General features: G+C 68.3%; 24 protein-coding genes. 12 read left to right on the top strand and 12 right to left on the bottom strand.

Annotation, left to right across the window (positions count from 1 at the left end; genetic code table 11):
• Positions 1–9: 9 nt before the first annotated feature.
• The 5 genes from BGP17_RS13730 to BGP17_RS13710 all read right to left on the bottom strand — a co-directional run bounded on the left by BGP17_RS13730 (position 10) and on the right by BGP17_RS13710 (position 5,041).
• Positions 10–1,023, bottom strand: coding sequence for a phytoene/squalene synthase family protein (locus BGP17_RS13730; protein ID WP_286712390.1), 1,014 nt, complete (start codon positions 1,021–1,023; stop codon positions 10–12).
• Positions 1,020–1,601: an LOG family protein gene (locus BGP17_RS13725; RefSeq protein WP_167299999.1), complete on the bottom strand. Its 582-nt coding sequence runs from the start codon at positions 1,599–1,601 to the stop codon at positions 1,020–1,022. The genes BGP17_RS13730 and BGP17_RS13725 overlap by 4 nt, the downstream gene beginning before the upstream one ends.
• A 64-nt stretch (positions 1,602–1,665) precedes the next feature.
• Complete coding sequence (locus tag BGP17_RS13720) at positions 1,666–3,144, bottom strand: phytoene desaturase (protein ID WP_286712389.1); 1,479 nt, start codon at positions 3,142–3,144, stop codon at positions 1,666–1,668.
• Entirely contained in the window at positions 3,141–4,304 is a 1,164-nt protein-coding gene (gene crtY, locus BGP17_RS13715) for a lycopene beta-cyclase CrtY (protein WP_243857308.1), read from the bottom strand. Before crtY ends, BGP17_RS13720 begins: the two co-directional genes overlap by 4 nt.
• Positions 4,305–4,426: 122 nt before the next feature.
• Positions 4,427–5,041, bottom strand: coding sequence for a glutathione binding-like protein (locus tag BGP17_RS13710; protein ID WP_167300001.1), 615 nt, complete (start codon positions 5,039–5,041; stop codon positions 4,427–4,429).
• Between the two features lie 60 nt (positions 5,042–5,101).
• Between BGP17_RS13710 and BGP17_RS13705 the strand changes: the two genes are divergently transcribed.
• Positions 5,102–5,701, top strand: a complete 600-nt coding sequence (locus BGP17_RS13705) for a TetR/AcrR family transcriptional regulator (protein ID WP_286712388.1) — start codon at positions 5,102–5,104, stop codon at positions 5,699–5,701.
• A gap of 129 nt (positions 5,702–5,830) precedes the next feature.
• The gene (locus BGP17_RS13700) at positions 5,831–6,322 is read left to right on the top strand and encodes a hypothetical protein (protein ID WP_286712387.1); all 492 of its coding nucleotides are present in this window, start codon (positions 5,831–5,833) and stop codon (positions 6,320–6,322) included.
• Position 6,323: 1 nt separating this feature from the next.
• On the opposite strand, the gene BGP17_RS13695 is transcribed toward BGP17_RS13700, so the two are convergent.
• Complete coding sequence (locus BGP17_RS13695; RefSeq protein ID WP_167300004.1) at positions 6,324–6,524, bottom strand: putative signal transducing protein; 201 nt, start codon at positions 6,522–6,524, stop codon at positions 6,324–6,326.
• A gap of 48 nt (positions 6,525–6,572) precedes the next feature.
• Between BGP17_RS13695 and BGP17_RS13690 the strand changes: the two genes are divergently transcribed.
• Complete coding sequence (locus BGP17_RS13690) at positions 6,573–6,818, top strand: type II toxin-antitoxin system CcdA family antitoxin (RefSeq protein WP_167300005.1); 246 nt, start codon at positions 6,573–6,575, stop codon at positions 6,816–6,818.
• Positions 6,818–7,114 carry a CcdB family protein gene (locus tag BGP17_RS13685; RefSeq protein WP_286712386.1) on the top strand — a complete coding sequence of 99 codons (297 nt, stop codon included), beginning with the start codon at positions 6,818–6,820 and terminating at the stop codon, positions 7,112–7,114. The genes BGP17_RS13690 and BGP17_RS13685 overlap by 1 nt, the downstream gene beginning before the upstream one ends.
• A gap of 4 nt (positions 7,115–7,118) precedes the next feature.
• On the opposite strand, the gene BGP17_RS13680 is transcribed toward BGP17_RS13685, so the two are convergent.
• Genes BGP17_RS13680 through tldD form a run of 3 tightly spaced genes read right to left on the bottom strand, consistent with a single transcriptional unit; the run spans position 7,119 to position 9,989 of the window.
• Positions 7,119–8,057: a DUF5996 family protein gene (locus BGP17_RS13680; protein ID WP_286712385.1), complete on the bottom strand. Its 939-nt coding sequence runs from the start codon at positions 8,055–8,057 to the stop codon at positions 7,119–7,121.
• Positions 8,058–8,067: 10 nt separating this feature from the next.
• The gene (locus tag BGP17_RS13675; RefSeq protein WP_286712384.1) at positions 8,068–8,571 is read right to left on the bottom strand and encodes a CPBP family glutamic-type intramembrane protease; all 504 of its coding nucleotides are present in this window, start codon (positions 8,569–8,571) and stop codon (positions 8,068–8,070) included.
• The gene (gene tldD / locus BGP17_RS13670) at positions 8,568–9,989 is read right to left on the bottom strand and encodes a metalloprotease TldD (protein ID WP_167300510.1); all 1,422 of its coding nucleotides are present in this window, start codon (positions 9,987–9,989) and stop codon (positions 8,568–8,570) included. Before tldD ends, BGP17_RS13675 begins: the two co-directional genes overlap by 4 nt.
• Before the next feature lie 81 nt (positions 9,990–10,070).
• Here tldD and BGP17_RS13665 point away from each other — a divergent pair, with 81 nt between their 5' ends.
• A complete protein-coding gene (locus tag BGP17_RS13665) occupies positions 10,071–11,141 on the top strand; it encodes a sensor histidine kinase (RefSeq protein ID WP_286712383.1) in 1,071 nt (356 codons plus the stop codon).
• On the opposite strand, the gene BGP17_RS13660 is transcribed toward BGP17_RS13665, so the two are convergent.
• Complete coding sequence (locus BGP17_RS13660; RefSeq protein ID WP_086127833.1) at positions 11,138–11,371, bottom strand: zinc-finger domain-containing protein; 234 nt, start codon at positions 11,369–11,371, stop codon at positions 11,138–11,140. The two genes, BGP17_RS13665 and BGP17_RS13660, sit on opposite strands and share 4 nt — an antisense overlap.
• A gap of 98 nt (positions 11,372–11,469) precedes the next feature.
• On the opposite strand from BGP17_RS13660, the gene BGP17_RS13655 reads away from it, so the two are divergent.
• Positions 11,470–12,564, top strand: coding sequence for a sensor histidine kinase (locus BGP17_RS13655; protein WP_286712382.1), 1,095 nt, complete (start codon positions 11,470–11,472; stop codon positions 12,562–12,564).
• A gap of 48 nt (positions 12,565–12,612) precedes the next feature.
• Positions 12,613–13,536, top strand: a complete 924-nt coding sequence (locus BGP17_RS13650) for an ABC transporter ATP-binding protein (protein ID WP_286712381.1) — start codon at positions 12,613–12,615, stop codon at positions 13,534–13,536.
• Between the two features lie 12 nt (positions 13,537–13,548).
• Here the strand turns inward: BGP17_RS13650 and BGP17_RS13645 are convergent, their stop codons facing one another.
• Positions 13,549–14,457 carry a CE1 family esterase gene (locus BGP17_RS13645; RefSeq protein ID WP_286712380.1) on the bottom strand — a complete coding sequence of 303 codons (909 nt, stop codon included), beginning with the start codon at positions 14,455–14,457 and terminating at the stop codon, positions 13,549–13,551.
• A 78-nt stretch (positions 14,458–14,535) separates the two neighbouring features.
• Here BGP17_RS13645 and nadB point away from each other — a divergent pair, with 78 nt between their 5' ends.
• The 5 genes from nadB (at position 14,536) to BGP17_RS13620 (ending at position 23,321) form a co-directional block, all read left to right on the top strand.
• Positions 14,536–16,140: an L-aspartate oxidase gene (nadB, locus tag BGP17_RS13640; protein ID WP_167300014.1), complete on the top strand. Its 1,605-nt coding sequence runs from the start codon at positions 14,536–14,538 to the stop codon at positions 16,138–16,140.
• Positions 16,137–17,570 (top strand): glycosyltransferase family protein, encoded by a 1,434-nt coding sequence (locus tag BGP17_RS13635; protein WP_286712779.1) that lies wholly within the window; start codon positions 16,137–16,139, stop codon positions 17,568–17,570. Before nadB ends, BGP17_RS13635 begins: the two co-directional genes overlap by 4 nt.
• A 163-nt stretch (positions 17,571–17,733) precedes the next feature.
• Positions 17,734–18,855 (top strand): serine hydrolase, encoded by a 1,122-nt coding sequence (locus tag BGP17_RS13630; RefSeq protein WP_286712379.1) that lies wholly within the window; start codon positions 17,734–17,736, stop codon positions 18,853–18,855.
• A gap of 183 nt (positions 18,856–19,038) precedes the next feature.
• A complete protein-coding gene (gene polA, locus BGP17_RS13625; RefSeq protein ID WP_286712378.1) occupies positions 19,039–21,795 on the top strand; it encodes a DNA polymerase I in 2,757 nt (918 codons plus the stop codon).
• On the top strand, positions 21,792–23,321 hold the full coding sequence (locus tag BGP17_RS13620; RefSeq protein WP_243857309.1) for a lipopolysaccharide biosynthesis protein: 1,530 nt from the start codon (positions 21,792–21,794) through the stop codon (positions 23,319–23,321). Before polA ends, BGP17_RS13620 begins: the two co-directional genes overlap by 4 nt.
• Before the next feature lie 18 nt (positions 23,322–23,339).
• Here BGP17_RS13620 and purH read toward each other — a convergent pair whose 3' ends face one another.
• Entirely contained in the window at positions 23,340–24,911 is a 1,572-nt protein-coding gene (gene purH / locus BGP17_RS13615) for a bifunctional phosphoribosylaminoimidazolecarboxamide formyltransferase/IMP cyclohydrolase (RefSeq protein WP_167300017.1), read from the bottom strand.
• Positions 24,912–24,949 lie beyond the last annotated feature (38 nt).

The following is a 24,949-nucleotide window of genomic DNA, read 5'->3' as shown; positions in this document are numbered from 1 at the left end:
AACGGTTGGCTATGGGCCCGGGACAGGGAAGCGTGATGGACCGGCCCGCGGGGAGTCGCCGGCGGGGCCCGGCCCGGCCTGGCGGGGGCGCGTCCAGAGCGCTGGATCGCGCGGGGTCGCAGGATGGAAATTCCGCCGGCGCAGCGCCTGCCACCAGGCCCGGGCGATCCAGCCGATCTTCTCGAAGCCGGAGGTGGCGGCGCGGCGATCCCATGCATGCTCGCCGCGCTCGGCGACCTTCTTCGCGATATCGCCATAGATGCCGGCGGCAGCGAGCACCGCCCAGGCCGAGCGAAAGCCGAGCGCCGGCGTGCCGCCCCGGGCGCTCTCGGCATGATCCGCCGCGCTCCGCGTGAGCCGGCCGGCGAGAATGGCAAGGCGCGGGCGAAAGCGCGGCTGCAGGTGCTGCCCGGGCGGGATGTCCATTTCGGTCAGCCAGTCCCGGGGCAGATAGCAGCGCCCCATCCGGTCGTCCGCCTCGACATCGCGCGCGATATTGGCGAGCTGGAAGGCGATGCCGAGGTCGCAGGCGCGGTCGAGCGTCGCTTCATCCTCCGGCGAGACGCCCATGAGCACCGCCATCAGGCAGCCGACAGCGCCGGCGACGTGATAGGCATAACGATACAGGTCGTCCTCGTGCCGCGGCATCCACCCCGCCGCATCGAGCGCGAAGCCCTCGACCACATCCCGGACAAATCGGTGCGGCAGGTTCGCCTCGGCAGCGACGATGCGCAGCGCATCGAAGGCGGGATCGCCCACCCGCTCCCCCGCGAGCGCCGCGTCGGTCAGCAGCCGGATGCGCGCCAGGCCGGCCCGGGCATCCGCCGCTCGCGCCTCGCCGCCATGATCCTGCCCGTCGGCAAGGTCGTCGCAGGCGCGGCACCAGGCATAGAGCAGCCAGGCCCGCTCGCGCGTCTCGCGCTCGAACAACCGACTGGCGGCGGTGAAGCTCCTCGAGCCCCGCGCAATCGCTTCCTGCGCGGTCGCGACGATCGCGGCACGCGCAGGAAGCGGGGATCTCACAGATCGCCGCGCCGCATCTGGACGATCGTCTCGACGGGCTTGGCCCCGACCATCTTGTCGAGCAGCCCCTCGAGCGTGCTGTCGACGATCAGCATGTTCTGGTGCTGCGGGCGGACGAAGCCGACGCTGCCCATATGCTGCCAGAACTCGACGAGCTTGTCATAATAGCCGGCGATGTTGAGCAGGCCCACGGGATCGGTGTGATAGCCGAGCTGGGCCCAGCTGAGCGCTTCCCACAGCTCGTCCATCGTGCCCGTGCCGCCCGGCAAGTTGATGAAACCGTCGGCGATGTCGGTGAAGCGCGCCTTGCGCTCGTGCATGGTGGCGACGACGTGGAGCTCGGTGCAGCCGCGATGCGCGACTTCGGCATTGACCAGCAGCTCGGGGATCACGCCGATCACTTCGCCGCCGGCCTCCAGCGCCGCATCGGCGACCGCGCCCATCAGGCCGAGCCGGCCGCCGCCATAGACGATGCCGATATCGCGCTGTGCCAGCGTGCGGCCGACATGGCGCGCGGCCTCGATATAGACGGGGTCGGCCGGCGTGGCCGAACCGCAATACACTGCGACGCGCTTCATTTGATCTTCCCGATAGCCATGATCCGACCCGCCTTCGGCCAGAATGCGCGCCGGGGCAAGCCGCTCACTTGCCGTCCCCCAGCATCAACGCCGCGGTCGCCTTCGCGCTGCCGACCACGCCGGGAATGCCGGCGCCGGGATGCGTGCCGGCGCCGACGAAGAACAGGTTGTGGATCGCATCGTCGCGATTGTGGGTGCGGAACCAGGCGCTCTGGGTGAGGATCGGCTCGAGGCTGAAGGCCGAACCCAGATGCGCGCCGAGATCGTCGCGGAAGTCCGGCGGCGCATAGCTGAACTTCGTCACGATCCGATCCTTGAGATCCGGGATCAGTCGCCGCTGGATCTCGGCGAGGATGCGTTCCTCCAGGATCGGAGCGATTTCGCTCCAGTCCGCCGGGAACTTGCCGAGATGCGGCACCGGGACCAGCGCATAGAAGGTCGCATGGCCGGCGGGCGCCATCATGGGATCGCTCGCGCTCGGGTGATGGAGATAGAGCGAGAAATCCTCGCTCAGCACGCCGTGATCGAAGATGTCGGCGAGCAGGCCCTGATAGCGGGGGCCGAACAGCACCGAATGGTGCGCGATATCGGGAAAGGTCCCGCGCACGCCGAAATGCACGAGGAACAGCGACGGCGAGAAGCGCTTGCGCACCAGCGCCTGCGCCGCGCGCTGGCTGGAGCGCGAGCCCTTCAGCAGGTCGCGATAGCTGTGGACCACGTCCGCATTGCAGGCGAGCGCATCGACCTGCAGCTCGCGGCCGCTCGCCGTGCGCACCCCGGTCACGAGATCGCCCAGGGTGTCGATGCCGGTCACCGGATCGCCAAGCCGCAGCGTGCCGCCCAGCCGCTGGAAATGGCGGACCATCCCGGCGACGAGCCGGTTGGTGCCTCCCTCCGCCCACCAGACCCCGCTCTGGCGCTCGAGCTGGTGGATCAGCGCATAGATCGCGCTCGCCGTCATCGGATTTCCGCCGACCAGCAGCGTGTGGAAGGAAAAGGCCTGGCGCAGCTTCTCGTTGCGGATGAAGCTCGCCACCTTGGCATAGACGGAACGCCATGCGCCGTACTTGGCGAGCGCAGGCGCGGCGCGGACCATCGACATGACGTCCTGGAACGCGACATGGCCGAGCCTCACATAGCCTTCCTCGTACACGCCGGCGGCATATTCGAGGAAGCGGCCATAGCCGGCGACGTCCTGCGGCTCCAGCCGCGCGATCTCGGCGGCGAGCTGGTGATCGTCGTTCGAATAGTCGAAGCGCGTGCCATCGGGCCAGGACAGGCGATAGAAGGGCGTGACCGGCTTCAACTTCACGTCGGCGGCCATGTCGTGCCCGGAAAGCTGCCAGAGCTCGCGCAGCGCCTCGGGAGCAGTGATCACGGTGGGTCCGGCGTCGAAGGTGAAGCCGTCCCTTTCCCAGAAATAGGCGCGCCCGCCCGGCTTGTCGCGCGCCTCCAGCACCACCGTCTCGACGCCCGCCGACTGCAACCGGATCGCAAGCGCCAGCCCGCCGATCCCCGCGCCGACCACCACGGCCCGCTTCACCGGAACGACTCCCGGATCGCCGAGACCGCGCGGCCGACCGGCACCGGCGGCTTGCCGGAGACCAGGCGCAGGCGATCGAACAGGGTGGAATGCCCCGCATAGAAACGCCCGATCAGCTGTGGATCGAGCCGGTAGAAGCGCTGGAGGATGCGGTAGCGCTCCGCAGGTTCGGCGGCCTTGAACAACATGGCGGCGAGCATGCGGTAGAAATGGCGGCGGCGCCATGTCGATCGGGCGAAATCGTGCAGCAGCCGATGCAGCGCCGCACCGCCCAGATCGCTCGCCGCGGCGACGAGCGTGGCGGTACGCACTGCATCCGGCAGCGCATAGCTGGTGAGCGGATGGAACAGGCCCGCCCGCCCGCCCGCCTTGGCGACCTTGTTGCCGCCCGCCTGCCAATAGGCTTCGAAGTCGCCCCCCATCACGACGGGCAGCGCCCCGCTCTCCTCGCGCACGACATGGTCGACCTGCCAGCCCTGCGCATCGGCATAGGCGGCGATCCGCGCGCCGAGCAGCGCGGCGTCGAAATCCGGCGTATCGCTGTAATAGGTGTCCTCGACGAACGCACAGGTGGGGCTGAACGGCAGCGCATAGACGAAGCGATAGCCGTCGAGCTGCTCGACCGTGGCGTCCATCAGCTTCGGCCGCGCCAGGCCGTGCGCCTCGGCCAGCGCCAGCTCGCGGCCGTGGAATTTCTGCCACCCGCAGTGCAGCGCCGCGAGATCGGCGGGGCCGCGGCAATCGATCACGCCTTTCGCCTCGATCCGGTCGCCGTCGGAAAGGACGACCGCGGTGGGGCTGGCGGCAAGCACCTTGCGCCGGGTCATCACCGCATGCGCGGGCAGCTCGGCGCGGACGACCTGGTCGAGCCGGCGCGATTCGATCGAATAATAGCCGGTGCGCAGGGTCCGCGAGATCGCCGGAAAGGCGACGTCGTAGCTCGTCCAGCCATGGCCGATCAGTGGCGCGGTGAGCCAGCGATCGGCCGGCGCGACATCGGTAGCGAAGAAGGACCAGAGATGATTGCCGCCGATCCGCCCCCCGCCCTCGACGATGCGCACATCGCAATCCGGGCGCTTGCGGCGCAGCGCGAGCGCGATCAGCCCGCCGGCAAGACCCCCGCCGACAATCGCCACGTCGCAGTTGATCGTTGCGGGCATGACACAGGCCTAACCCAGCGATTCGCGCGATTCCAACAAAAATGCCCCTTCCGCGCGTGCGGAAGGGGCAGGTGTGGCGGGAGCGACCGCGATGCGGCCACGCCCGGAGCCCGGGAGAGGAGTCAGGCGGCCTCGAGCAGGGGCCATTCGGCAGCCATCGCGCGCGCCACCGCCGGACGGGCGCGGATGCGTTCGCGATAGGCGGCCAGGACCGGCCATTCGGCGATCGGCACCTTCGAATATTCGCACCAGTTGAGCACCGCGAGCAGATAGGCGTCGGCGACGGTGAAGCGATCGTCGAGATACTCCCGGCCCTCGAGATGCTTCGACAGCACGGCGAAGGGCCGGGCATGGCGGGCCCGGGCGGCATCCTGCTCGGCCGCGCCATAACCCTTGCCGAGGATCGGCATGAACACCGCCTTGTGCAATTCGGTGCTGACGAAGTTCAGCCAGGCGAGCATCCGGTAATGCGCGTCGGAAAAGCCGGTGAAGCTGAGCGAACCCTCCGGCGCCAGCTCGGCGATATAGGTCAGGACCGCCGGTCCCTCGGTGAGGACGAAGCCGGTGCCGGTCTCGATCGCGGGGACATAGCCCATTGGCGATATCTCGGTGAAATCGCGTCCGTCGGGCAGGCGCAGATCCCGGGGCACCTGAACATATTCGGCATCGAGCCCGGCTTCCTCGAGCGCGATGCGCGCGGCGAGCGAGCAGGCGAAAGGCGTGAAATAGAGCTTCATGACGAGTCTCCCTTGATTTTTGTACGATCCCGCACAAAAATCGGGGCGTCAAGGAATTTAATGCGAAACGATACAAAAATAGCGCCGCGCGGGCGGGGACGACCGCGCAAGTTCGACCGGGAGGCGGCGTTGCGCGCCGCGCTCCAGCGCTTCCGTACGCTCGGCTATGCCAATACCTCGCTCGACGAGCTGGCCGCGGCGACGGGCGTGAACCGGCCGAGCCTCTATGCGACGTTCGGAGACAAGAAGGCGCTGTACCTTGCCGGCCTCGCGCGCACGCACGCCATCATCGATTCGACCTTCGCCGCGCTCCACGATGTTCGCTATCCGCCGGAGAAGATGCTCAAGGCGCTGTTCCTCGGCGCGATCGAGGGCTTTCTGACCGGCGAGTACGGCCCTTCGGGCTGCATCGCGGTGAACACCGCGGCGGCCGAGGCAGTGGCCGATGCCGATATCCGCGCGGCGCTGGCCGACTTCATGCAATTGCAGGACGGGTGGATCGAGAAGCTGATGGAACAGGCTGGCAGCGCCGATCCGCGCGGCGACGCGCAGATCGCTTCCTCGGTGATCCATTCGCTGAGCACCCGCGCCCGCGCCGGCACCCCGCGCGCCGAACTGATCGCCATCGCGAAGAAAGCAACCGCGCTGCTCCTTGCCTGAACAAATACTTCGCGGGCATTTCGGCGACGATGCCAAATAGCTTTGTTATCAAGCTTCAATCCAGCGACTTGCACTGCATGTCCATTTCGGCGGCGAACCCGTTTGACTTCTAGTCGAACTAGCGCAGCATTGCCCGACCACGACTCATGGGGAGAATGGAACATGCAGCGTATAGCCTGGCCTTGCCTGGCCGTCATTGCGACACTCGCCACCGGCCAAGCGGCATCGAATGCCGCCGCGGCGAACGTCTCGGGCACATCGACGAAGGTCGCGGCCGCACCGGTCAATGCTTGCGAGAAGGTCAAGACGACCGGCTGGAAAGCGTGGCTCGACAAGATGCCCGGACCGCACAAGACTCCGACGCTTCATGTGGCCGGACAGGCAACCACTTCGACGGGCGGCTGGAAACTGATGCTCAACCGGGGCGCGACCACCAAGAACCTGCCGCCGACCCAGTATTTCGACTTCGTCGCATTTGCGCCGACCGGACCGGCTCCGCAGGTCGTGACGACGGCGGAAGTGAAGGCCGAGATCAAGAACGCGCTGCCGAAATACAAGGAGGTCGTGATCCTCTGCGGCAAGAAGGCGATCGCGACGGTCCCCGTCAAGATCGTGACCTGAACTAAACGGCGTCGAGGATCGCGCGCGCCCGCGCCAGGTCCTCGTCGTCCACCATCACGCGCACCGGGATCAGCAGGTACGAGCCATCGGCGATGCTGGTCCCGGCGTCGAACACGAAGCTGGGGATCTCCTCGTCCTCCAGCCGCCCCTGGACGATGAAAGCCTCCTGCCTGTCGTAGCGGCCGAGTTCGACCAGGGCCATGATTCCCTCCATGTTGACGCGCAAGAGTCATGCGCATAATTTCTGCGCATGAAACCGGATTCCCTTTCTTCGGGCAAGCGCAAAGCAGTGAATCTCTCGCTCGATACCGGCGTGGTCGCGGCGGCGCGAGAGGCTGGGCTGAACCTGTCGCAGATTTGCGAGGCGGCATTGCGGGATGCCAGCAAGAAGGAACGGATCCGGCGATGGCAGGAAGAAAGCAAGGAAGCCATCGACGCCAACAACGCCTGGGTTGCGGAGCATGGCCTGCCCCTTGCCAAATACCGCATGTTCTGATGGCGAAATTCGACGTCTATCGTTCGATCGATGGATCGATGCTGCTCGACTGTCAGAGCGACCTGCTGCGCCATCTCAACACGCGTTTCGTCGCGCCGCTGGTCCGCCCCGACGACGCCGTCCAAGTCGATCGCAGGCTGACGCCGTTGCTCGACGTTGCGGGAAGCGAAATGCTGATGCTCACCCATTTCGCTTCCGCGATTCCCGTCGGCGCGCTCGGCCATTGCATCGCATCGGTCGCCGATCAGGAGTTTTCCGTGGCAAGCGCCCTCGACATGCTGATCTCGGGCTTCTGAATCCTCATCGCTGGACCGCGCGCGGGCGGCGGGGGACGCCCGGCACGCATTCGAGATGGGCGCGGTCCCAATGGCCGAGATCGGCGACGGCATCATAGCTCGCCTGGAGGAAGTCCAGCAGCAGAGCCTTGGGATCGTCCGCCGCGCGCACCGCGTCATAGTCGAGCAGCCATTCGCCGAGACCGGTGTCGTAATAAGCGGGTGCCGGGAGCTTCGCCTCCCCATAGCCGGCGGGCGCGGGATAGCCATAGGCGTAGAAGGCCGGCTTCGGGAACGCATCGCTGCCGGGCCAGAAGCCGGCGCTCGCTTCCTCATGGCTATAGGCTTCGCAAGTCACGGCATCGGGAAGCCCCGGAATGCCCCCGGGATGCAACGGCGCCGTCCGCCCGGAGAAGCGAGTCACCGCAAGATCGAAGCTGCCCCAGAAGAAATGCACCGGGCTCGCCTTGCCGAGAAAGCCGGTGCGGAATTGCTGGAAGCCGCGATCGATCCACAGCAGCGCGCGGTGGAAATCGCGCACCGCCTCGCCGTCCCAGGGCCGGTGCGCCCCGTCCTGCGCGAACGGGACGGCTTCCGGTATCTCGCTCGGCACCCCGTTGAACGTCACCGGCGTGCCGAGCGCGGCAAGCGCGCCGGTCAGCGCCGCGTGGAAATCGGCGATGCTGCCCGGGCCGAGCGGCAGGCCGGCCTCGCTCCCGCCATCGGTGGCGAGCAGCAGCTCGCCGGCCTGCAGATCGAGATCGAGCTGGAGCGTCGCCTCCGGACAGGGAATCGGGCCGGTGGTGAGGCCTCGCGCCGTCGGATAGAGCGCGACGTGCCAGCCATGGTTGAGCCAGGGCGTCCGCGCGAGACGGATCTTGCCGATCATCTGGGTGATCAGGTGCAGATGCTGCGCGGTCTCGCGCCAGCCGGACCAGTCGAGTCGGGGCAACGCCTGGGTCATGCCCCCGATCCTATCCGATCGGGCCGGCGAACAACAGCTTCCACCCGGCCACCACCGACCAATGGACCAGGACGCACGGCCAGATGCTCCCGGTCGCCCGATAGAGACGGACCAGCAAGCTACCGAGCACCGCCACGATGGCCAGGAAACCGGGTGCCAGGAAGATCGCCGACCAGGGCGGGCCGAAAATGAGCGCCTGAAGCGGATGCCAGAGGATGAACGCGCCGACCGCGATTGCCCATTGCCACGGCGCGAAGGGGCGATCGGGCGGCGGAACGAGCAGCGCGCGGAACGCCAGCTCCTCGCCCAGCGCCGGCACCAGCATCAGGCCGAAGAACAATGCCAGCCATTGCGGGCCGAACGCCATCGGATCGAACCGCGCGAACCCGGCCGCGAAGGCGAGCAGCGCGACAAGGGGCAAGCCCCAGAGGAGTTCGAACCCGACCCGCCGCCAGCCGCGCGCGTCCGGCCAGGTGCCGAGCGCCGCGCGGAGACGGCGCCCGACCCGGCTCACGCCGCGGTGCCGCCCACCGTCAACCCCTCGACCAGCAGGGTCGGCTGGCCGACGCCGGCCGGCACGCTCTGCCCGCCCTTGCCGCACATGCCGACGCCTTCGTCGAGCGCGAAGTCGTTGCCGATGCCGGTGACGCGGGTGAGCACCGACGGGCCGTCGCCGATCAGCGTCGCGCCCTTGATCGGGGCACCCAGCTTGCCGTCCTCGATCTTGTACGCCTCGGTGCAGGAGAAGACGAACTTGCCCGAGACGATGTCGACCTGCCCGCCGCCGAAGGACTTGGCGTAGATGCCCTTCTTCACGCGGCTCAGGAGCTCGGCGGGATCGTCCTGGCCACCCTTCATGAAGGTATTGGTCATGCGCGGCATCGGCGCATGCTGGAAGGATTCGCGGCGACCATTGCCGGTGGGATCGACGCCCATCAGCCGCGCATTGAGCCGGTCCTGCATATAGCCCTTGAGGATGCCGTCCTCGATCAGGACGGTCTCGCGCGTGGGCGTGCCTTCATCGTCGATCGACAGCGATCCGCGGCGGTCCGTGATCGAACCGTCATCGACCACGGTGACGCCCGGCGCCGCGACCCGCTCGCCGATCCGGCCCGAAAAGGCCGAAGTGCCCTTGCGGTTGAAATCGCCCTCGAGCCCATGGCCCACCGCTTCGTGGAGCAGCACGCCGGGCCAGCCCGGACCGCACAGCACGGTCATGTCGCCCGCAGGGGCATCCACTGCATCGAGATTGACGAGTGCCTGGGCCAGCGCCTCGTCGATCGCGCGGTTCCACGTCTCCGGCCGGAAGAGATTGTCGTAGAGGGTCCGGCCGCCCAGGCCGAAGCTGCCGGTCTCGCGGCGGCCGTTCTGCTCGACCACGATCGACACGTTGAGGCGGACCAGCGGGCGGACATCAGTGGCGACGAAGCCGTCCGGCCGGACGATCTCGACCACGCTCCACGAGCCGGTGAGCCCGACCGAGACCTGCGCCACGCGCGGATCGCGGGCGCGCGCGGCGGCGTCGATCGACTGGCACAGGTTCACCTTATCGGCGAAGGGTACCAGGTCGAGCGGATCGGCATGGGTATAGAGGTGGCGGTTGTTCCCCTGGGGCGGCGGCGCCTTGCCGCGTTTCGCCGGATCGATCAGCGCCATCGTCTCGGCCGCGCGGCGAATCGCCGCGGGCGAGATCTCGTTGGCATGGGCGAACGCCGTCGTCTCGCCCGATACGGCGCGCAGGCCGAAGCCCGATTGCGTGTCGAACGAAGCGGTCTTCAGCCGGCCGTCGTCGAAGCCGAACGCCTCGGTCTTGCGATACTGGAGATAGAGCTCGCCATCCTCCGCGCTGCGAAGCGCCTCGGCAGTGAGCTTCGCCGCGGCCTCGGGATCGAAGCCGTCGCGATAGAGGAAGTTGCGTGGATCGCTGTACATGCCCCAGATATAGGCGCGCCGCCGACGGACGCCATATGGCTTTGCGACGGTATCTGCCACGATTCCCAGCTCCGGATGCGCATGCCCAGGCTCGACTTCCAGATTCCCCCGCCACGCCAGGCTATCCAGCTCGGCGCGATCCTGTGGATCGGCATCGCGGCGATATTGCTGCCGAGCCTGGCCGCCGCCGACCAGCTCCGCGGCGCCGAATGGGTGGCGCAGACCGGCGTGATGCTCTCCGGCGCGGCGCTGACCGTGACCGTCTATCTCGGCCTCTCCGCCAGCAACGGGAAGCCGCTCTGGCTGGGTGCGGCGATCGGCCTGACCGCGCTGGCGGGCGCGGCGGTGATCCAGACCGCGAGCGATTTCGGCATCCAGGCGTTCGTCCACCGCCTGCTCCCCACCCGCCTTTCCACGCATTCGCCCGAAGAGACGCTGATCGTCCGGATCATCTATTTCCTGATCTATGCCTGTGCCGGCGCCGTCTTCGTGGTGACCGGCGTGCTCCAGCGAATCCGCAGCCGCGAGCGCGAACTTGCCCGCGCCGAGATCGCGCGGCTCCGCGCCGAACTCACGCTGTTGCGGCTCCAGCTCAACCCGCACTTCCTGTACAATTCGCTCAACGCCTTTTCGGGGCTGATCGCGCTCGGCCGGGCGGACGAGGCCAGCCGGCTGGCGGAAGGCCTGGCCGAGTTCCTCCACGCGGCGATGGACCTGGACGGCTCCGAAGTGCCGCTGGCGCGCGAACTGGAGCTGATCGAATGCTATCTCGATCTGGAACGGGCGCGCTTCGGCGAACGGCTGACGGTGGCGACCGATGCCCCGGGTGCGCTGGGCACCGCGCTGGTTCCGGGCTTCCTGCTCCAGCCCCTGGTGGAGAATGCGATCAAGCACGGCGTCGAGGCGAGCCCCGGCGCGGCCAGCCTTCGCATCGCGGCGGCCCGGGCAGGCACCCAGCTGGTGCTGACGGTGGAGAACCGATCGGCGGCCCCGGCCACGGCGCCGTCTCGGCCCGGCCGGGGCATCGGCCTGGCCAATACGCGGGCGCGGCTGGAGATGCTGTTCGCCGGCGAGGCGTCACTGGAAACCGGTGCCGTCGCGGGCGGATTCCGGGCGGCGGTGCGGCTGCCGCTGAAGCTGGCGGGAGGCTAGATGCTCGCGCCGGCCGGATGATCGGGCAGCCGGCTCTGGTCGGCGCCGTCGGCCGGGCCGCCGATCAGCACGAAGCGGCGATCGCAATAACCGCAATCGACATAGCCATGCTCGTCGATCTGCAGGAACACGCGCGGATGGCCCAGGGCAGCGGGCAAGCCGGGGCCGGTGCCGTCACAGGCGACGCGGGCGGAAGCGGTGCGGATGGTCTCGGGCAGGGGCGCGGTCATGAATCTGCCGATAGCAAGCGCGGTCGCGTCTCGCAACGCGTGCGCGAGATTCCGTGCCGCTTGCCTATCGGCGCCGTGTGTCAGTATCCTGCCACGCCATGACGAACCGGTTCGACATCGTGCCGCCCACCCCGAAACAGGCGGCCCAGCTCACGGCCGTGATGTGGGGGGCGGTATGTTCGGTGATCATGCCGGGCCAGTTTCTCGCGGGTCAGGTGGCGGGCCTGGGCGAGCTGATGGCCCTGATCTGGGGAACGACCAGCTCGATCCTGCTGACCGTGCTGCCGTATGCGATGCTGCGATGGGCGGTCGGCAAGCGGCTGGTGCTCGTGATTCCGCTGGGAGTGGCGGGGCTGTTCCTTACCGCCACGCTACAGACCGCGGCGGATTATGGCGGGCAGTTCGCGATTCACGAATTCCTGCCGACGCGCATTCCCGATCATTCCAGCCAGGCGCTGCTCGTCGTCAACATGATCTACATGATGATCGACGCCTGCAACCTGTCGCTGTTCGTCATCACCGGAACCATTCGCGAGATCCGGCTGCGCGAGCGCGAACTGGCCGAGGCCAGGGTGGTGCAGCTGGAGACCGAGCTCACGATGCTGCGGCTCCAGCTCAACCCCCATTTCCTGTGCAATTCGCTCAACGTCGTCTCCAGCCTGATCGTGACCGGGCGCACCAGCGAGGCGAACCAGATGACCGAGGGGCTCGCCAACTTCCTCCAGGCGTCGATGGACATCGAGACCCAGAGCCTGCCGCTTGCCGAGGAGCTGGAAACGGTGGAGCGCTATCTCGAGATCGAAGGCGCCCGCTTCGGCGAGCGGCTGGAAATCATCATGGACGTTGCCGCCGGGCTCGGTGCCGCGCCGGTGCCGAGCTTCCTGCTCCAGCCCCTGGTGGAGAATGCGATCAAGCACGGGGTCGAGACGGTGTCGGGCAAGAGCGAAATCGCGATACGCGCCCGCCGCGAGGACGACATGCTCGTGCTGACGGTGGAGAATCGCTGGGAGGGAGAGAACGCCCCCCAGGACCGGCGCGACGGCCATGGCATCGGCCTGGCCAACACGCGCACGCGGCTCGAGATGGTCTATGCCGATGCCGCCTCGCTCGAAGGGGGGCCGATCGACCAGGGCTATCGGGCGACGATCCGGCTGCCCATTCCCCCGGCCGTCGGGCTGCGCGACGCCGCCTGACGCCGCCGGGCCTTTGCCCGGCCGCCGCAACGCGATATGCGCGGGCGCATGACTCAGGCTGCCATCGCGATCCAGGATCTCTCCAAGACCTATCAGGGCGGCAAGCGCGCGCTCGACGGGGTGACGTTCGACGTGCCGCGCGGGCAGATCTTCGGGCTGCTCGGCCCGAACGGCGCGGGCAAGTCGACGCTGATCAACATCCTGGCGGGGCTGGTCAACAAGACCGGCGGCAAGGTCTCGATCTGGGGTTTCGACATCGACGCGCATCCGCGCAACGCCAAGGCCAGCATCGGCATCGTCAACCAGGAGATCATCTTCGATCCCTTCTTCACGCCCAAGGAGACGCTGGAGATCCAGGCCGGGCTCTACGGCGTGGCCAGGGACCGGTTCGATGCGATGGAGCTGCTGCGCGCGGTCCATCTGGAGGACAAGGCCGATGCCTATTCGCGCACGCTGTCGGGCGGCATGAAGCGCCGGCTGATGGTGGCCAAGGCGATGGTGCATTCGCCGCCGGTGCTGGTGCTCGACGAGCCGACCGCGGGCGTGGACGTCGAGCTGCGCCAGCAGCTCTGGGCCTATGTCCGCCAGCTCAACCAGCGCGGAGTGACGGTGGTGCTGACCACCCATTATCTCGAGGAAGCCGAGCAATTGTGCGACCGGATCGCGATCATCAACCATGGCAGGCTGATCGCCAACAAGCCGACGCGCGAACTGGTGGGGATGGCGCAGGAGAAGGTGGTCGAGGTGACCGTCGACCGCGACGTGGCGACGCCGCCGGCCAATCCCTGCTTCCAGAAGGTGGAGATGAAGGGCGCGCGCACGCTGGTCATCACCTATCGCAAGGACCAGGCCAATGCCGGCGAGGTGCTGGGCGCGGTGCAGGGCGCCGGCCTGGGCATCGTCGACGTCTCGACGCGCGAGGCGGACCTGGAGGACGTGTTCCTCAACCTCACCCGGGCGGCGAACGGCTAGGGCGGAACCGGCTCAGCGCAGACGATGCCGGGCGAAGAAAGCCCATATCGCGTCATTGTCCGCCGCCCAGACATGCCCGGCGCCGCGGGTGATCCGGCCGGTCACCTCGGCGCCGGCGCGGCAGTCCGAATAGCGGATTTCGTAGAGCTTGGCGTCGATGTCGCGCTGCACCGGCCCCGCCCGGCACAAGTCGAGATCGGCCCAGCGGGCGAGCGCCGTCGCCATGGTATATTGCCAATAGCCCGCGCCGCCGCCCTGGATCGGGTTGGTCCTGTCCGCATCGCCGGCAAAGGCGATCACCGGCAGCGGCCGGTCCGGCCGGCAGGTGGCGGGATCGGGCAGGCGCGGATCGCTCGCCAGCGGGTTGCCGGCGCGCAGGCCGACCACCGGCGCGATCGCGGCGAAGCGATCGGCGGCGACGCAGCCGAGCCAGCTGCTCATCCGCCCGCCGCCCGAAAGGCCCGTGGCATAGACGCGCGTCCGGTCGACGCAGCGATTGGCCGCCAGCCAATCGATCACGCCCTTCAGAAAGGCGACGTCGTCGGCGTCCTCCGCAGTGGGGGTCCTGCCGGTGACGGTGGGGACGCCCGGTATGTTCCACACAAAGCCCATCTGCACCGGGATGCCGGCATCGGGCGCGACGACGATGAAGCCGTGACGATCGGCGGCCGCAGCGAGCTTCGAATTCTCCAATATCGCCTTCCCGGAACCACCGCTGCCGTGGAGCAGCAGGACGAGGGGCGCCGGGCGCGTGCGCGCGAAGCCTTCGGGCAGATGCAGCATCGCGGACCGCCCCGTCGCGCCCACCGCCACGCGCACCGTCTCGCCGGGCGCGCCCAGCGTGCAGCCGGCGGCGGCGGCGGGAGCGGCCCAGAGCGCCGCCAGCGCGGCGATCGCGAAACCCAGGCTTTGGCGGCGCATATCTCTCTCCCGTTGCCAGCACCCCTGCCTAGCGCCTAGTCCGGGCGGGAACCAGCGGAAGAGACATCCAGCGAAGACATGGCGCACGATCCCCATAGCAGCGACATCCTCGTCATCGGATCGGGCGCGGCGGGGCTCACCGCCGCGCTCAACCTCGCCCAGCGCTTCAAGGTGACCGTGCTCGCCAAGGGCGGCTTCGCGGAAGGATCGACTGCCTGGGCGCAGGGCGGCATCGCCGCGGTGCTCGAGCCGGGCGACACGTTCGAGAGCCATATCGAGGACACCATGATCGCCGGCGCCGGACTCAACGACCGCGCGACGGTGGAGATGGTGGTGGAGAACGCCCCCGCCGCGATCGCCCGGCTGGCGGAGATCGGCGTGCCCTTCAACACCGAGGGCGGCACGCTCCACCTCACTCGCGAGGGGGGGCACAGCCATCGCCGCATCGTCCATGTCGACGACGCGACCGGCCTGGCGGTGCAGACCGCGCTGCTCAAGGCGGCCCAGGCCAATCCCAACATCACCCTGGTGCCCGACATGGTGGTGATCGACCTCGCCACCAGCCGGCATGAGGAACGCTATTCGGGCGCAGGCAACGTCTGGGGCGTCTATGCCTTCAACCGGCGGACCAACCGCGTCGAGCTGTTCACCGCGCGCGCCACCGTGCTGGCGACCGGCGGCGCGGGGCGCACCTATCTCTTCTCCACCGCGCCGCGCGGCGCGACCGGCGACGGCATCGCCATGGCGTGGCGCGCGGGCTGCCGCATCTCGAACATGGAGATGATGCAGTTCCATCCCACCTGCCTCTACAATCTCGAGGTCAAGAACTTCCTGATCACCGAGGCGGTGCGCGGCGAAGGCGGCCGGCTGCTGCTGCCGCCGGATGCGGGCGACGAGGCGGGCCGCCGCTTCATGCCCGAGCTCGACCCCCGGGCCGAGCTGGCGCCGCGCGACATCGTGGCGCGCGCGATCGACCATGAGATCAAGCGGCTCGGCCTCGACTATGTCCATCTCGACATCAGCCATATGGGCGCGGAATTCGTGAAGCAGCACTTCCCGACCATCCATGCCCGGCTGCTCGACCTCGACATCGACATGACGCGCGAGCCGATCCCCGTGGTCCCCGCCCAGCACTATACTTGCGGCGGCGTGGTGATCGATCGCGACGGGCGCACCGACCTGCCCAATCTCTACGCCGCCGGGGAAGTCAGCCAGTCCGGGCTGCACGGCGCCAATCGCCTGGCATCCAACTCGCTGCTCGAATGCTTCGTGTTCGGCGAGGCGGTGGCCCGCCACATCACCGCGCATTGGGGCGAGCTCGCCCCGCCCCCCGCCATCCGCCCCTGGGACGAGAGCCGGGTCACCGATTCCGACGAGGAAGTGGTGATCAAGCAGAACTGGACCGAGATCCGCCGTTTCATGTGGAACTATGTCGGCATCGTGCGCACCACCAAGCGGCTCGAGCGGGCGGCGCACCGGATCAAGATGCTGCGCGAGGAAGTGGCGGACTATTACGGCCATTTCCGCGTGACGCCCGACCTGATCGAGCTGCGCAACCTGCTCGAGAGCGCCGACCTGATCGTCCGCTCCGCGCTCCACCGCAAGGAAAGCCGCGGGCTCCATTACACGCTCGACTATCCCGAGACGCTGCCGGTGGCGGTCGACACGGTGCTGGTGCCCTGAGCGGCGGACGGATCTTCTGGGGCGCGATCGCCCTGGCGGCCGCGCTGCGCATCGCCGCCTCGATTCCCTTCATGGTCGGCTGGTTCGACGAGATCTGGCAATATCTGGAGCCGGCCTGGCACCTGGTGGCCGGCCCCTGGGTGCAGACCTGGGACTATCGCGCGGGCCTGCGCAGCTGGCTGATCCCCGAGCTGCTCGCCGTGCCGATGGGACTGGGGCACGCGCTTTCGCCCGATACCATGCTCCACCTGCTGCTGGTGCGGCTGGCGCTGGCGGCGCTGTCGCTGGTGATCGTGGGCGCGGCGGTGTCGCTCGGGCTCCGGCTCTCGCGATTGCACGGGATCGTGGCGGGATTCGTCGCGGCGACCTGGTTCGAGCTGGTCTATTTCGCCCCGCGCGCGCTCTCCGAGCCGATCGGTCTCGCGCTGCTGATGGGCGCGATCTGGCTGCTGCTCGCGCGGGCGCGGCCGGGGCCGCGGCAATTCGCGGCCGCCGGGCTGCTGATGGGGCTCTGCTTCGTCGCGCGCATCCAATATGGCCCCGCCCTGCTCACCCTGGCGATCCTCGCCGCGCGGCGGGACTGGCGCGGCGCCTGGCTGCCGATGATCGCGGGCGGCTGCGCGGCGCTGGCGATCGACGCCGCCGCCAACCTCGCCATGGGCGCCACGCCGTTCCGCTGGATGATCGAGGCGGCGCGGATCAACCTGATCGAAGGGCGCGCCCGCGCCTATGGCGAGATGCCCCTTATCGGCTATTTCTCGCTGATCGCCTGGTATTGGTATCTGGCGACGGCACCGATCCTGCTGCTCGCCTGGATCGGGGCGAAGCGCTATCCGGCGCTGCTCTGGGTGGCGCTGGTGCATCTCGGTTTCCATTCGCTGATCGGGCACAAGGAATATCGCTTCGTGCTGGCGAGCACCGCGCTGCTGGTGATCCTGGCCGCGATCGGCAGCGCCGAACTGCTCCGCCGGCTGCCGCGCCGTCGGCTGGCGCTGGCAACCGCGGGAACGCTCGCCCTGTGGGGCATGGCTTCGGCGGCGCTGGCGGCCGGGCATTTCCGCCCCAACTGGTCGCTCGAGGCCGATCTCGCCGCCGCGCTCGAACGCGCGGGCCGGCCGCCGGGAACCTGCGGCCTGGCGCTCTATCGCCCGCGCGACACCGTTGCGGGCGCCTATGCGCTCTATCGCCGCGATACGCCGATCTATGTGCTTGGAACGCCTGAGGAAGCCATGCGCCATGCCGGGGCCTTCGACACGGTGGTGGCGCCGCGCGCCCATGCCGCGGAGCTGCCGAAGCAATATCGGCTCGAGGCCTGCGCCGCGCCCGGCCGCACCGACGCGCCAGGCTGCGTCCTGCGCCGCGCCGGCGGCTGCATCCCCGATCCCGCCGCGACCGGGATCGACGCGTGGCTTCGCGCCAGCGGCAACTGAGCTCCGGTCTTTCCCCGGGTTCCGCCGAAAAATCGCGGCGCGTTTTCGCTGCGTTCACGCTTCACCGCTACAAGGCTGGTATTCGTCGCAACCCGGCGTGGCGCGGACTTTCCCGCGAAACACATCCGCCGCATGGTCGCAGACGGGCAAGGGGTCGTGTTAAGTGTTTAAGTTCGAGGACTTCTCGACGTTTCAGCGTGCAGTGACGATCGCGGGCCTCGGCCCGGCGATGCTGGTAGGCTGTACCGTGCATGGCGATCCGTCGCTCGCCACCTATCTGCCCGCCGCTTATGGCGTGAGCCTCGCCTTCCCATGGGGTGATGCCAAGGCGAAGGCTTCGGCATGGAAGCCCACCGCCCCGGCGCCGCGCGCGCTCGACCAGGCGATCCGCGGCATCACCAACAATTTCGAAGGCCTTGTCGGCGTCGCGGTGACCAGCATCGACGATGGCTGGATCGTCGCTTCCAATGGCGAACGGCCGATGCCGCAGCAGAGCGTGTCCAAGCTCTGGGTGGCGATGACGGTGCTCGACCAGGTCGACCAGGGCAGGATCCGCCTCGAGGACCCGATCACGATCACCAGGGCCGATTTCACTTTGTTCCACCAGCCGGTCGCCGCGCTGGTGAAGGGCGATGCCGGCTATACCGCCAGCGTCGGCGAGATCATCCGCCGCGCGATGCAGATGAGCGACAACACCTGCAACGACAAGCTGCTGCGGCTGGTCGGCGGGCCCGACGCCGTCCGCACCTTCCTCGCGCGCAAGGGCATCACCGGCGTGCGCTTCGGCCCCGGCGAGAAACTGCTCCAGGCCGGCACCGCGGGCCTCGCCTGGAAGCCCGAATATTCGATGGGCAACAGCTTCGCGATCGCCCGCTCGCGCCTCTCGCCCGCCGTGCGCCTCGCGGCATTCGAATCCTATGTGAAGGATCCGCCCGACGGCGCCGCCGCCGCGGGCATCTCGGTGGCGCTTGCCCGGCTGAAGCGCGGCGAGCTGCTGTCGCCGACCGCGACCGCCTGGCTGCTCCAGACCATGGACGGCGCCAAGACCGGCCGCGCCCGCGTGCATGGCGCGGTGCCGCCGGGATGGACCTATGGCCACAAGACCGGCACCGGCCAGGACCTGGGTGCGCGCACCGCAGGCTTCAACGATGTCGGCATCCTCACGGCACCGGACGGCAAATCCTATGCGCTGGCGATCATGATCGGCGACACGCACCGCCCGGTGCGCGAACGCCAGATGCTGATGCAGCAGGTGGCGCAGGCAATCGTGACCTATCGCAACTAGTTCGCGCGCAGGGGGCGGAATGCCCGGTCGCCCGATGCGCGGCGGCTACCGCCCGGCCATGCCCCGCGACGCCGGCCAAATCCGTCCGGGACGGCGGGACGGGCCCGAAATCCTCCGCCACCGCGCAAACTGGAGCAAAGCGGGCTTTGTTCGGCGCACGGGCTCGGCTATCCCGGCGCGGCGATGCCCCATCTCTATCTCGTCGACGGCTCCGGCTATATCTTCCGCGCCTATCATCGGCTGCCACCGCTCACCAACAAGCATGGCGAGCCGGTGGGCGCCGTCTATGGCTATACGACCATGCTGTGGAAGCTGGTCGACGAACTGAACAAGGCCGACGGCCCGACCCATATGGCGGTGGTGCTCGACAAGAGCGAGCACACCTTCCGCAACGAGCTGTACGACCAGTACAAGGCGCACCGCCCGCCCGCGCCCGAGGACCTGGTGCCCCAGTTCCCGATGATTCGCGACGCGACGCGCGCCTTCTCGCTGCCCTGCATCGAGGAAGCGGGCTGGGAAGCCGACGACCTGATCGCCAGCTATACCAAGGCGGCGCTGGCCCAGGGCTGGAGCGTGACCATCGTCAGCTCCGACAAGGACCTGATGCAGCTGATGACGGACCCGTCCGTCGACATGCTCGACACGATGAACAACCGGCGGCTGGGGCCCAAGGATACCGAAGAGAAGTTCGGCGTGCTCCCCGAGAAGCTGGGCGAAGTGCTGGCGCTGATGGGCGACAGCGTCGACAATGTTCCCGGCGTGAAGGGCGTCGGCCCCAAGACCGCCGCCAAGCTGATCCAGGAATTCGGCACGCTCGAGGACGTGCTGGAGGCGGCGCCTTCGATGAAGCCGTCGAAGATGCGCGACAATCTGATCGAGCATGCCGAGATGGCCCGGCTTTCGCACAAGCTGGTCCAGCTGGCGAGCGACGTGCCGCTGCCCGAGCCGCTGGAAGCGTTCGAGCTCAAGGGCATCCCGGACGCGCCGCTGCGCGCGTTCCTCGAGCATCACGGCTTCCGCACGCTGCTCAACCGGCTGTCGGCGGTGGCGGATGCGCCGGTCGAGACGCACGAGACGCCGGGCCTGGAGGAAGATCCGCCCTGCGATCACGACGGCTATGAGACCGTGGTGGACGAAGCCGCGCTCGACCGGTGGATCGCCCAGGCGCAGCACCAGGGCTGGGTGGCGGTCGACACCGAGACCACCGGGGTCGACGCCACGCGCGCGGAGCTGGTCGGCGTCTCGCTGGCGCTGGCGCCGAACAAGGCCTGCTACATTCCCATCGCCCATGGCGGCACCGACATGTTCGCCGAGAAGCCGGTGCAGATCGATCGCGCCGCGGCGATCGCGAAGCTGAAGCCGCTGCTCGAGGATCCCGCCGTCCTCAAGATCGGCCACAACCTCAAATACGACCTGATCGTCCTCGGCCGCTGCGGCATCGAAGTCGCCCCTTATGACGACACGATCGTGATGAGCTTCGATCTCGATGCCGGCCTGCACGGGCACGGCATGGACGAACTGGCCGCCACTCACCTCTCGCACAGCTGCATCGCCTACAAGGACGTGGTCGGCACGGGCAAGAACCAGCTCGGCTTCGGCCAGGTCGATCTCAAGGCCGCCACCCGCTACGCCGCCGAAGATGCGGACATGACGCTGCGGCTGTGGCGCCGCTTCAAGCCGCGGCTCGCCTATGAGGGCTCGACCCGAGTCTACGAGATGGTCGACCGGCCGCTGGTCGGCGTGATCGCGGGCATGGAGCGCGCAGGCATCAAGGTGGATGCGCAGGTGCTCCACCGGCTCTCGACCGACTTCTCGCACCAGATCGCCGCGCTGGAGGAAGAGATCCACGGGCTGGCCGGCTTCAAGTTCACCATCGGCAGCCCCAAGCAGCTGGGCGACGTGCTGTTCGACAAGATGGGGATCAAGGGCGGGCGCAAGGGCAAGTCCGGCGTCTATTCCACCGACGTGAACGAACTGGAGCGCATCGCGGCCGACAAGGATTCGCCCGGCCGCGAGATGGTGCTGAAGGTGCTCGACTGGCGCCAGCTCACCAAGCTCAAATCCACCTATACCGATGCGCTCCAGGCCCAGATCAACCCGGCGACGGGGCGCGTGCACACCAGCTACAGCCTGACCGGCGCACAGACCGGGCGGCTCTCCTCGACCGATCCCAACCTCCAGAACATCCCGATCCGCACCGAGACCGGCAGACAAATCCGGGACGCGTTCGTGGCGGAACCCGGCAATGTGATTCTTTCGGCCGACTATTCGCAGATCGAACTGCGCCTGGCCGCGCACATCGCCGACGTGCCTGCCCTGCGCGAGGCGTTCGAGCAGGGCGAGGACATTCACAACCGCACCGCGATGGAGCTGTTCGGCGAAGTGAACCGCGACACGCGCGGTCGCGCCAAGACGATCAACTTCGCGATCCTCTACGGCATCTCGCGCTGGGGCCTGGCCGGCCGCCTCGACGTGACGCCGGACGAGGCACAGGCGATGATCAACCGCTATTTCGAGCGCTTCCCCGGCATCAACCGCTACATCGCCGATACGCTGAACCTGGCCAAGGAGCGCGGCTACACCACGACGCTGTTCGGCCGGAAGACGCATTTCCCCCGCCTCAAGTCGGCAAATCCGAACGAGCGCGCCGGCAGCGAGCGCGCCGCGATCAACGCGCCGATCCAGGGCACCAGCGCAGACATCATCAAGCGGGCGATGGCGCGGATGGGCCCGGCGTTGCTCGAAGCGGGCCTGCCGAACGTGAAGATGCTGCTCCAGGTGCATGACGAGCTGGTGTTCGAGCTGCCCGAGGGCGATGTGGAGGCCGCCAGGCCGGTCATCCAGCGCGTGATGGCGACCGCTGCCGAGCCCGCGGTGAAGCTCAGCGTGCCGCTGGGCGTCGAGATCGGCGTGGGCCCGAGCTGGGGCGCGGCGCATTGAGCGAGACCGTGACGGCGCTGTCGGGGGGCGAAGACATCAACGCGCTCGCCCGGGGCGGGCGGACCAACATCCTCGGCTTCGTCCTGCGCCTCGCCGCGCGCCTGCCGTTCCTGTTCATCGCCGGCCGCGCCTATGGCCCGGACATTGTCGGTCGCTATGCGATCGCAGTCCTGGTGATCGAGGTTGCGGCGCTGCTGGCCACGCTGGGCCTCAAGCGCGGGCTTGCCCAGGCGCTGGCCGATACCGATCGGCCGCATGCGCATGTCGTGTGGGATGCGATGGTGGTGGCGCTGATCGCCTCGCTGATCGCCAGCGGCGTGCTGATCCTCTTTCCCCAGGCGATGTTTCCCAACAGCCAGGTGACCGGGCTCGAGCCGCTGATCGCGCTGGTGGTGCTGTGCCCGGCGCTTTCCGACGTCGCGCTCTCGGCCTGCGCCTATCGCCACAATATCGGCGCGGCGGTGACCGCGCGGGCGATCATCGAGCCCTGGACGATCAGCATCGCCGCCTGGGCCTTTTCCTATGTCTCGGCGCGCGACGGGCTGATCTTCGCCTATGCGCTGTCGATGGTCGCGGCCCTCGCCGCTTCGATCCTGCCCTTCGTCAGGGAATATGGCCTGCCGCATGGCTGGCGGCCGCGGCCCAGCTCGATCTGGTGGCTCGCACGCGCCAACGCGCCGCTTGCCGGCGCCGATGCGATCGAATGGGCGACGCGCAATGTCGACCGCTTCATTCTCGCGCTGCTGTTCAGCCCGGCCGTGGTGGGCATCTACTATATGGCGCAGCAGGTGGCGTCGGTGCCGCAGCGGCTCAAATCCAGCTTCGATCCGATCCTGGGGCCGGTCGTCACCAAGGCGCTGGCCGAGGACGACAGGGCCGCCGTCGCCAAGCAGGTGCGCCAGGTCGGCTTCTGGGTGACGAGCGCGCAGGCGGCGCTGGCGGTGATGTTCTCGCTCCCGGCCGAGGGCGTGATGGGCCTGATCGGCAAGGAGTTCGTGATCGGCGCCGGCGCGCTGTGCATCCTGCTCGTCGCCGAAGTGCTCGCCTCGACCGGCGCGGTCTGCGAGACCGGCCTGGTCTATATCGCCCGCCACAAGAATCTGGCGGTCTCGGTATGCGTGCTGCTGCTGCAGATCGCGCTGAGCTTCGTGTTCGTCTTCGTCGCACGGGCGCAGGGCTGGCCCGAACCGGTCCAGGCGGCCGGGCCGGCGCTGGCGCTGGCCGTGTCGCTGACCATCGGATCCGCGGTGAAGGCCGCCCTGCTCTATCGCCTCACCGGCGCGCCGGTCGTCTCGATCCGCCCGAGCTTCTTTGCCGCGATCGCGATCGCCAGCCTGGTCGGCGGCGCATTCGCCAGCCTGCCCAAGCACTATGAATGGGCCGAGCTCAGCATCGGCATGCCGGCGATCCTGGTCACCTATCTGTTCGTGATCATCAAGTTCGGCTTCGGCCCGGAGGACCGGGCATTGTTCCGCAAGATGCCGGCGGCCGGCGAAGCGACGCTGCCGACGGAAGGGAAGCTCTAGCTCCCCTCCCTTCCCCAGCTAGTGCCGGAAATGCCGCATGCCGGTGAAGACCATCGCGAGGCCGGCCGCATCGGCCGCCGCGATCACGTCGTCGTCGCGGATCGAGCCGCCGGGCTGGATCACCGCCGTCGCCCCGGCCTCCACCGCGGCGAGCAGACCGTCGGCAAAGGGGAAGAAGGCATCGGAGGCGACCGCGGAGCCGATCGTGCGCGGCTGCGCCCAGCCGGCCTTGTCGGCGGCGTCCTTCGCCTTCCAGGCGGCGATGCGCGCGCTCTCCAGCCGGTTCATCTGGCCGGCGCCGATGCCGGCGGTGCTGCCGTCCCTGGCATAGACGATCGCGTTCGACTTGACGTGCTTGGCCACCGTCCAGGCGAACAGGCAGTCCGCCAGCTCCTGCTCGGTCGGCGCGCGCTTCGTCACCACTTTCAGGTCCTCGCGCGCGACGATGCCGTTGTCGCGGCTCTGGACCAGCCAGCCGCCCGCGAAGGATTTGGCCGTGAGGCCGCCGCGCGCCGGATCGGGCAGGCCCTCGGTCAGCAACAGGCGCAGATTCTTCTTCGCCTCGAACAGCGCGAGCGCCTCTTCATCGGCCCCGGGGGCGACCACGACTTCGGTGAAGATCGACGTGATCTGCTCGGCGGTGGCGCGGTCGAGCGGACGATTCACGGCAATGATGCCGCCGAACGCCGAGACGGTGTCGCAGGCAAAGGCCGCGGCATAGGCATCCGCAAGCGTCGCCGCGCTCGCCACGCCGCAGGGATTGGCGTGCTTGACGATCACGACGGTCGGCGGGCCGTCGCGGAACTCGCTGACCAGCTCGAGGGCGGCATCCGCGTCGTTGTAATTGTTGTAGCTCAGCTCCTTGCCCTGGACCTGACGCGCCTGGCCGATGCCCTGCACATGCGGGCCGCCATGGATGTAGAAGGCTGCCTTCTGGTGCGGATTCTCGCCATAGCGCAGCTCCTGGCCGCGCTTGAGGGCAAGGTGCATCGTGTCGGGGAATTGCTCGCCCTGATCGACCACGCCGAACCAGCTGGCGATCATCGCGTCATAGGCGGCGGTGGCGGCATAGGCCTTGGCGGCGAACTTGCGCCGCTGGGCCAGCGTGGTCGTGCCGTCCGCCACCAGCGCATAGTCGGCCGGATCGGTGAGGATCGCGACACTCTCGTGGTTCTTCGCCGCGGAGCGCACCATCGAGGGACCGCCGATGTCGATATTCTCGATGATCGTGTCGCGGTTCGCGCCGCGCGCCACCGTCTCGGCAAAGGGATAGAGATTGACCACGACGAGATCGATCGGGGCGATCTCGTGCTCGGCCATCGACGTCTCATGGTCCTCGTTGCCGCGAATCGCGAGCAGGCCGCCATGCACCTTGGGATGCAGCGTCTTCACGCGTCCGTCCATCATCTCGGGAAAGCCCGTGAGGTCGGAGATGTCGCGAACCGCGAGCCCGGCATTGCGGAGCGCGGTGGCGGTGCCCCCGGTCGAGACGAGCTCGACTCCCTGCGCCGCCAGCGCCTGTGCGAGTTCGACGATCCCGGTCTTGTCGGAGACCGAGAGGAGTGCGCGCCTGATTTTCACCTGATCCATGCGGCAAGCCCCTCTACGGATCGGGGCGCCGGGCGCAA

The organism is Sphingomonas sp. 67-41 (assembly GCF_001899725.1).
In the GTDB taxonomy this organism is placed as follows: Bacteria; Pseudomonadota; Alphaproteobacteria; order Sphingomonadales; family Sphingomonadaceae; genus Sphingomonas; species Sphingomonas leidyi.
Note: the sequence above shows the minus strand (reverse complement) of the source record. Positions and strands in the feature narration are given on the sequence as shown.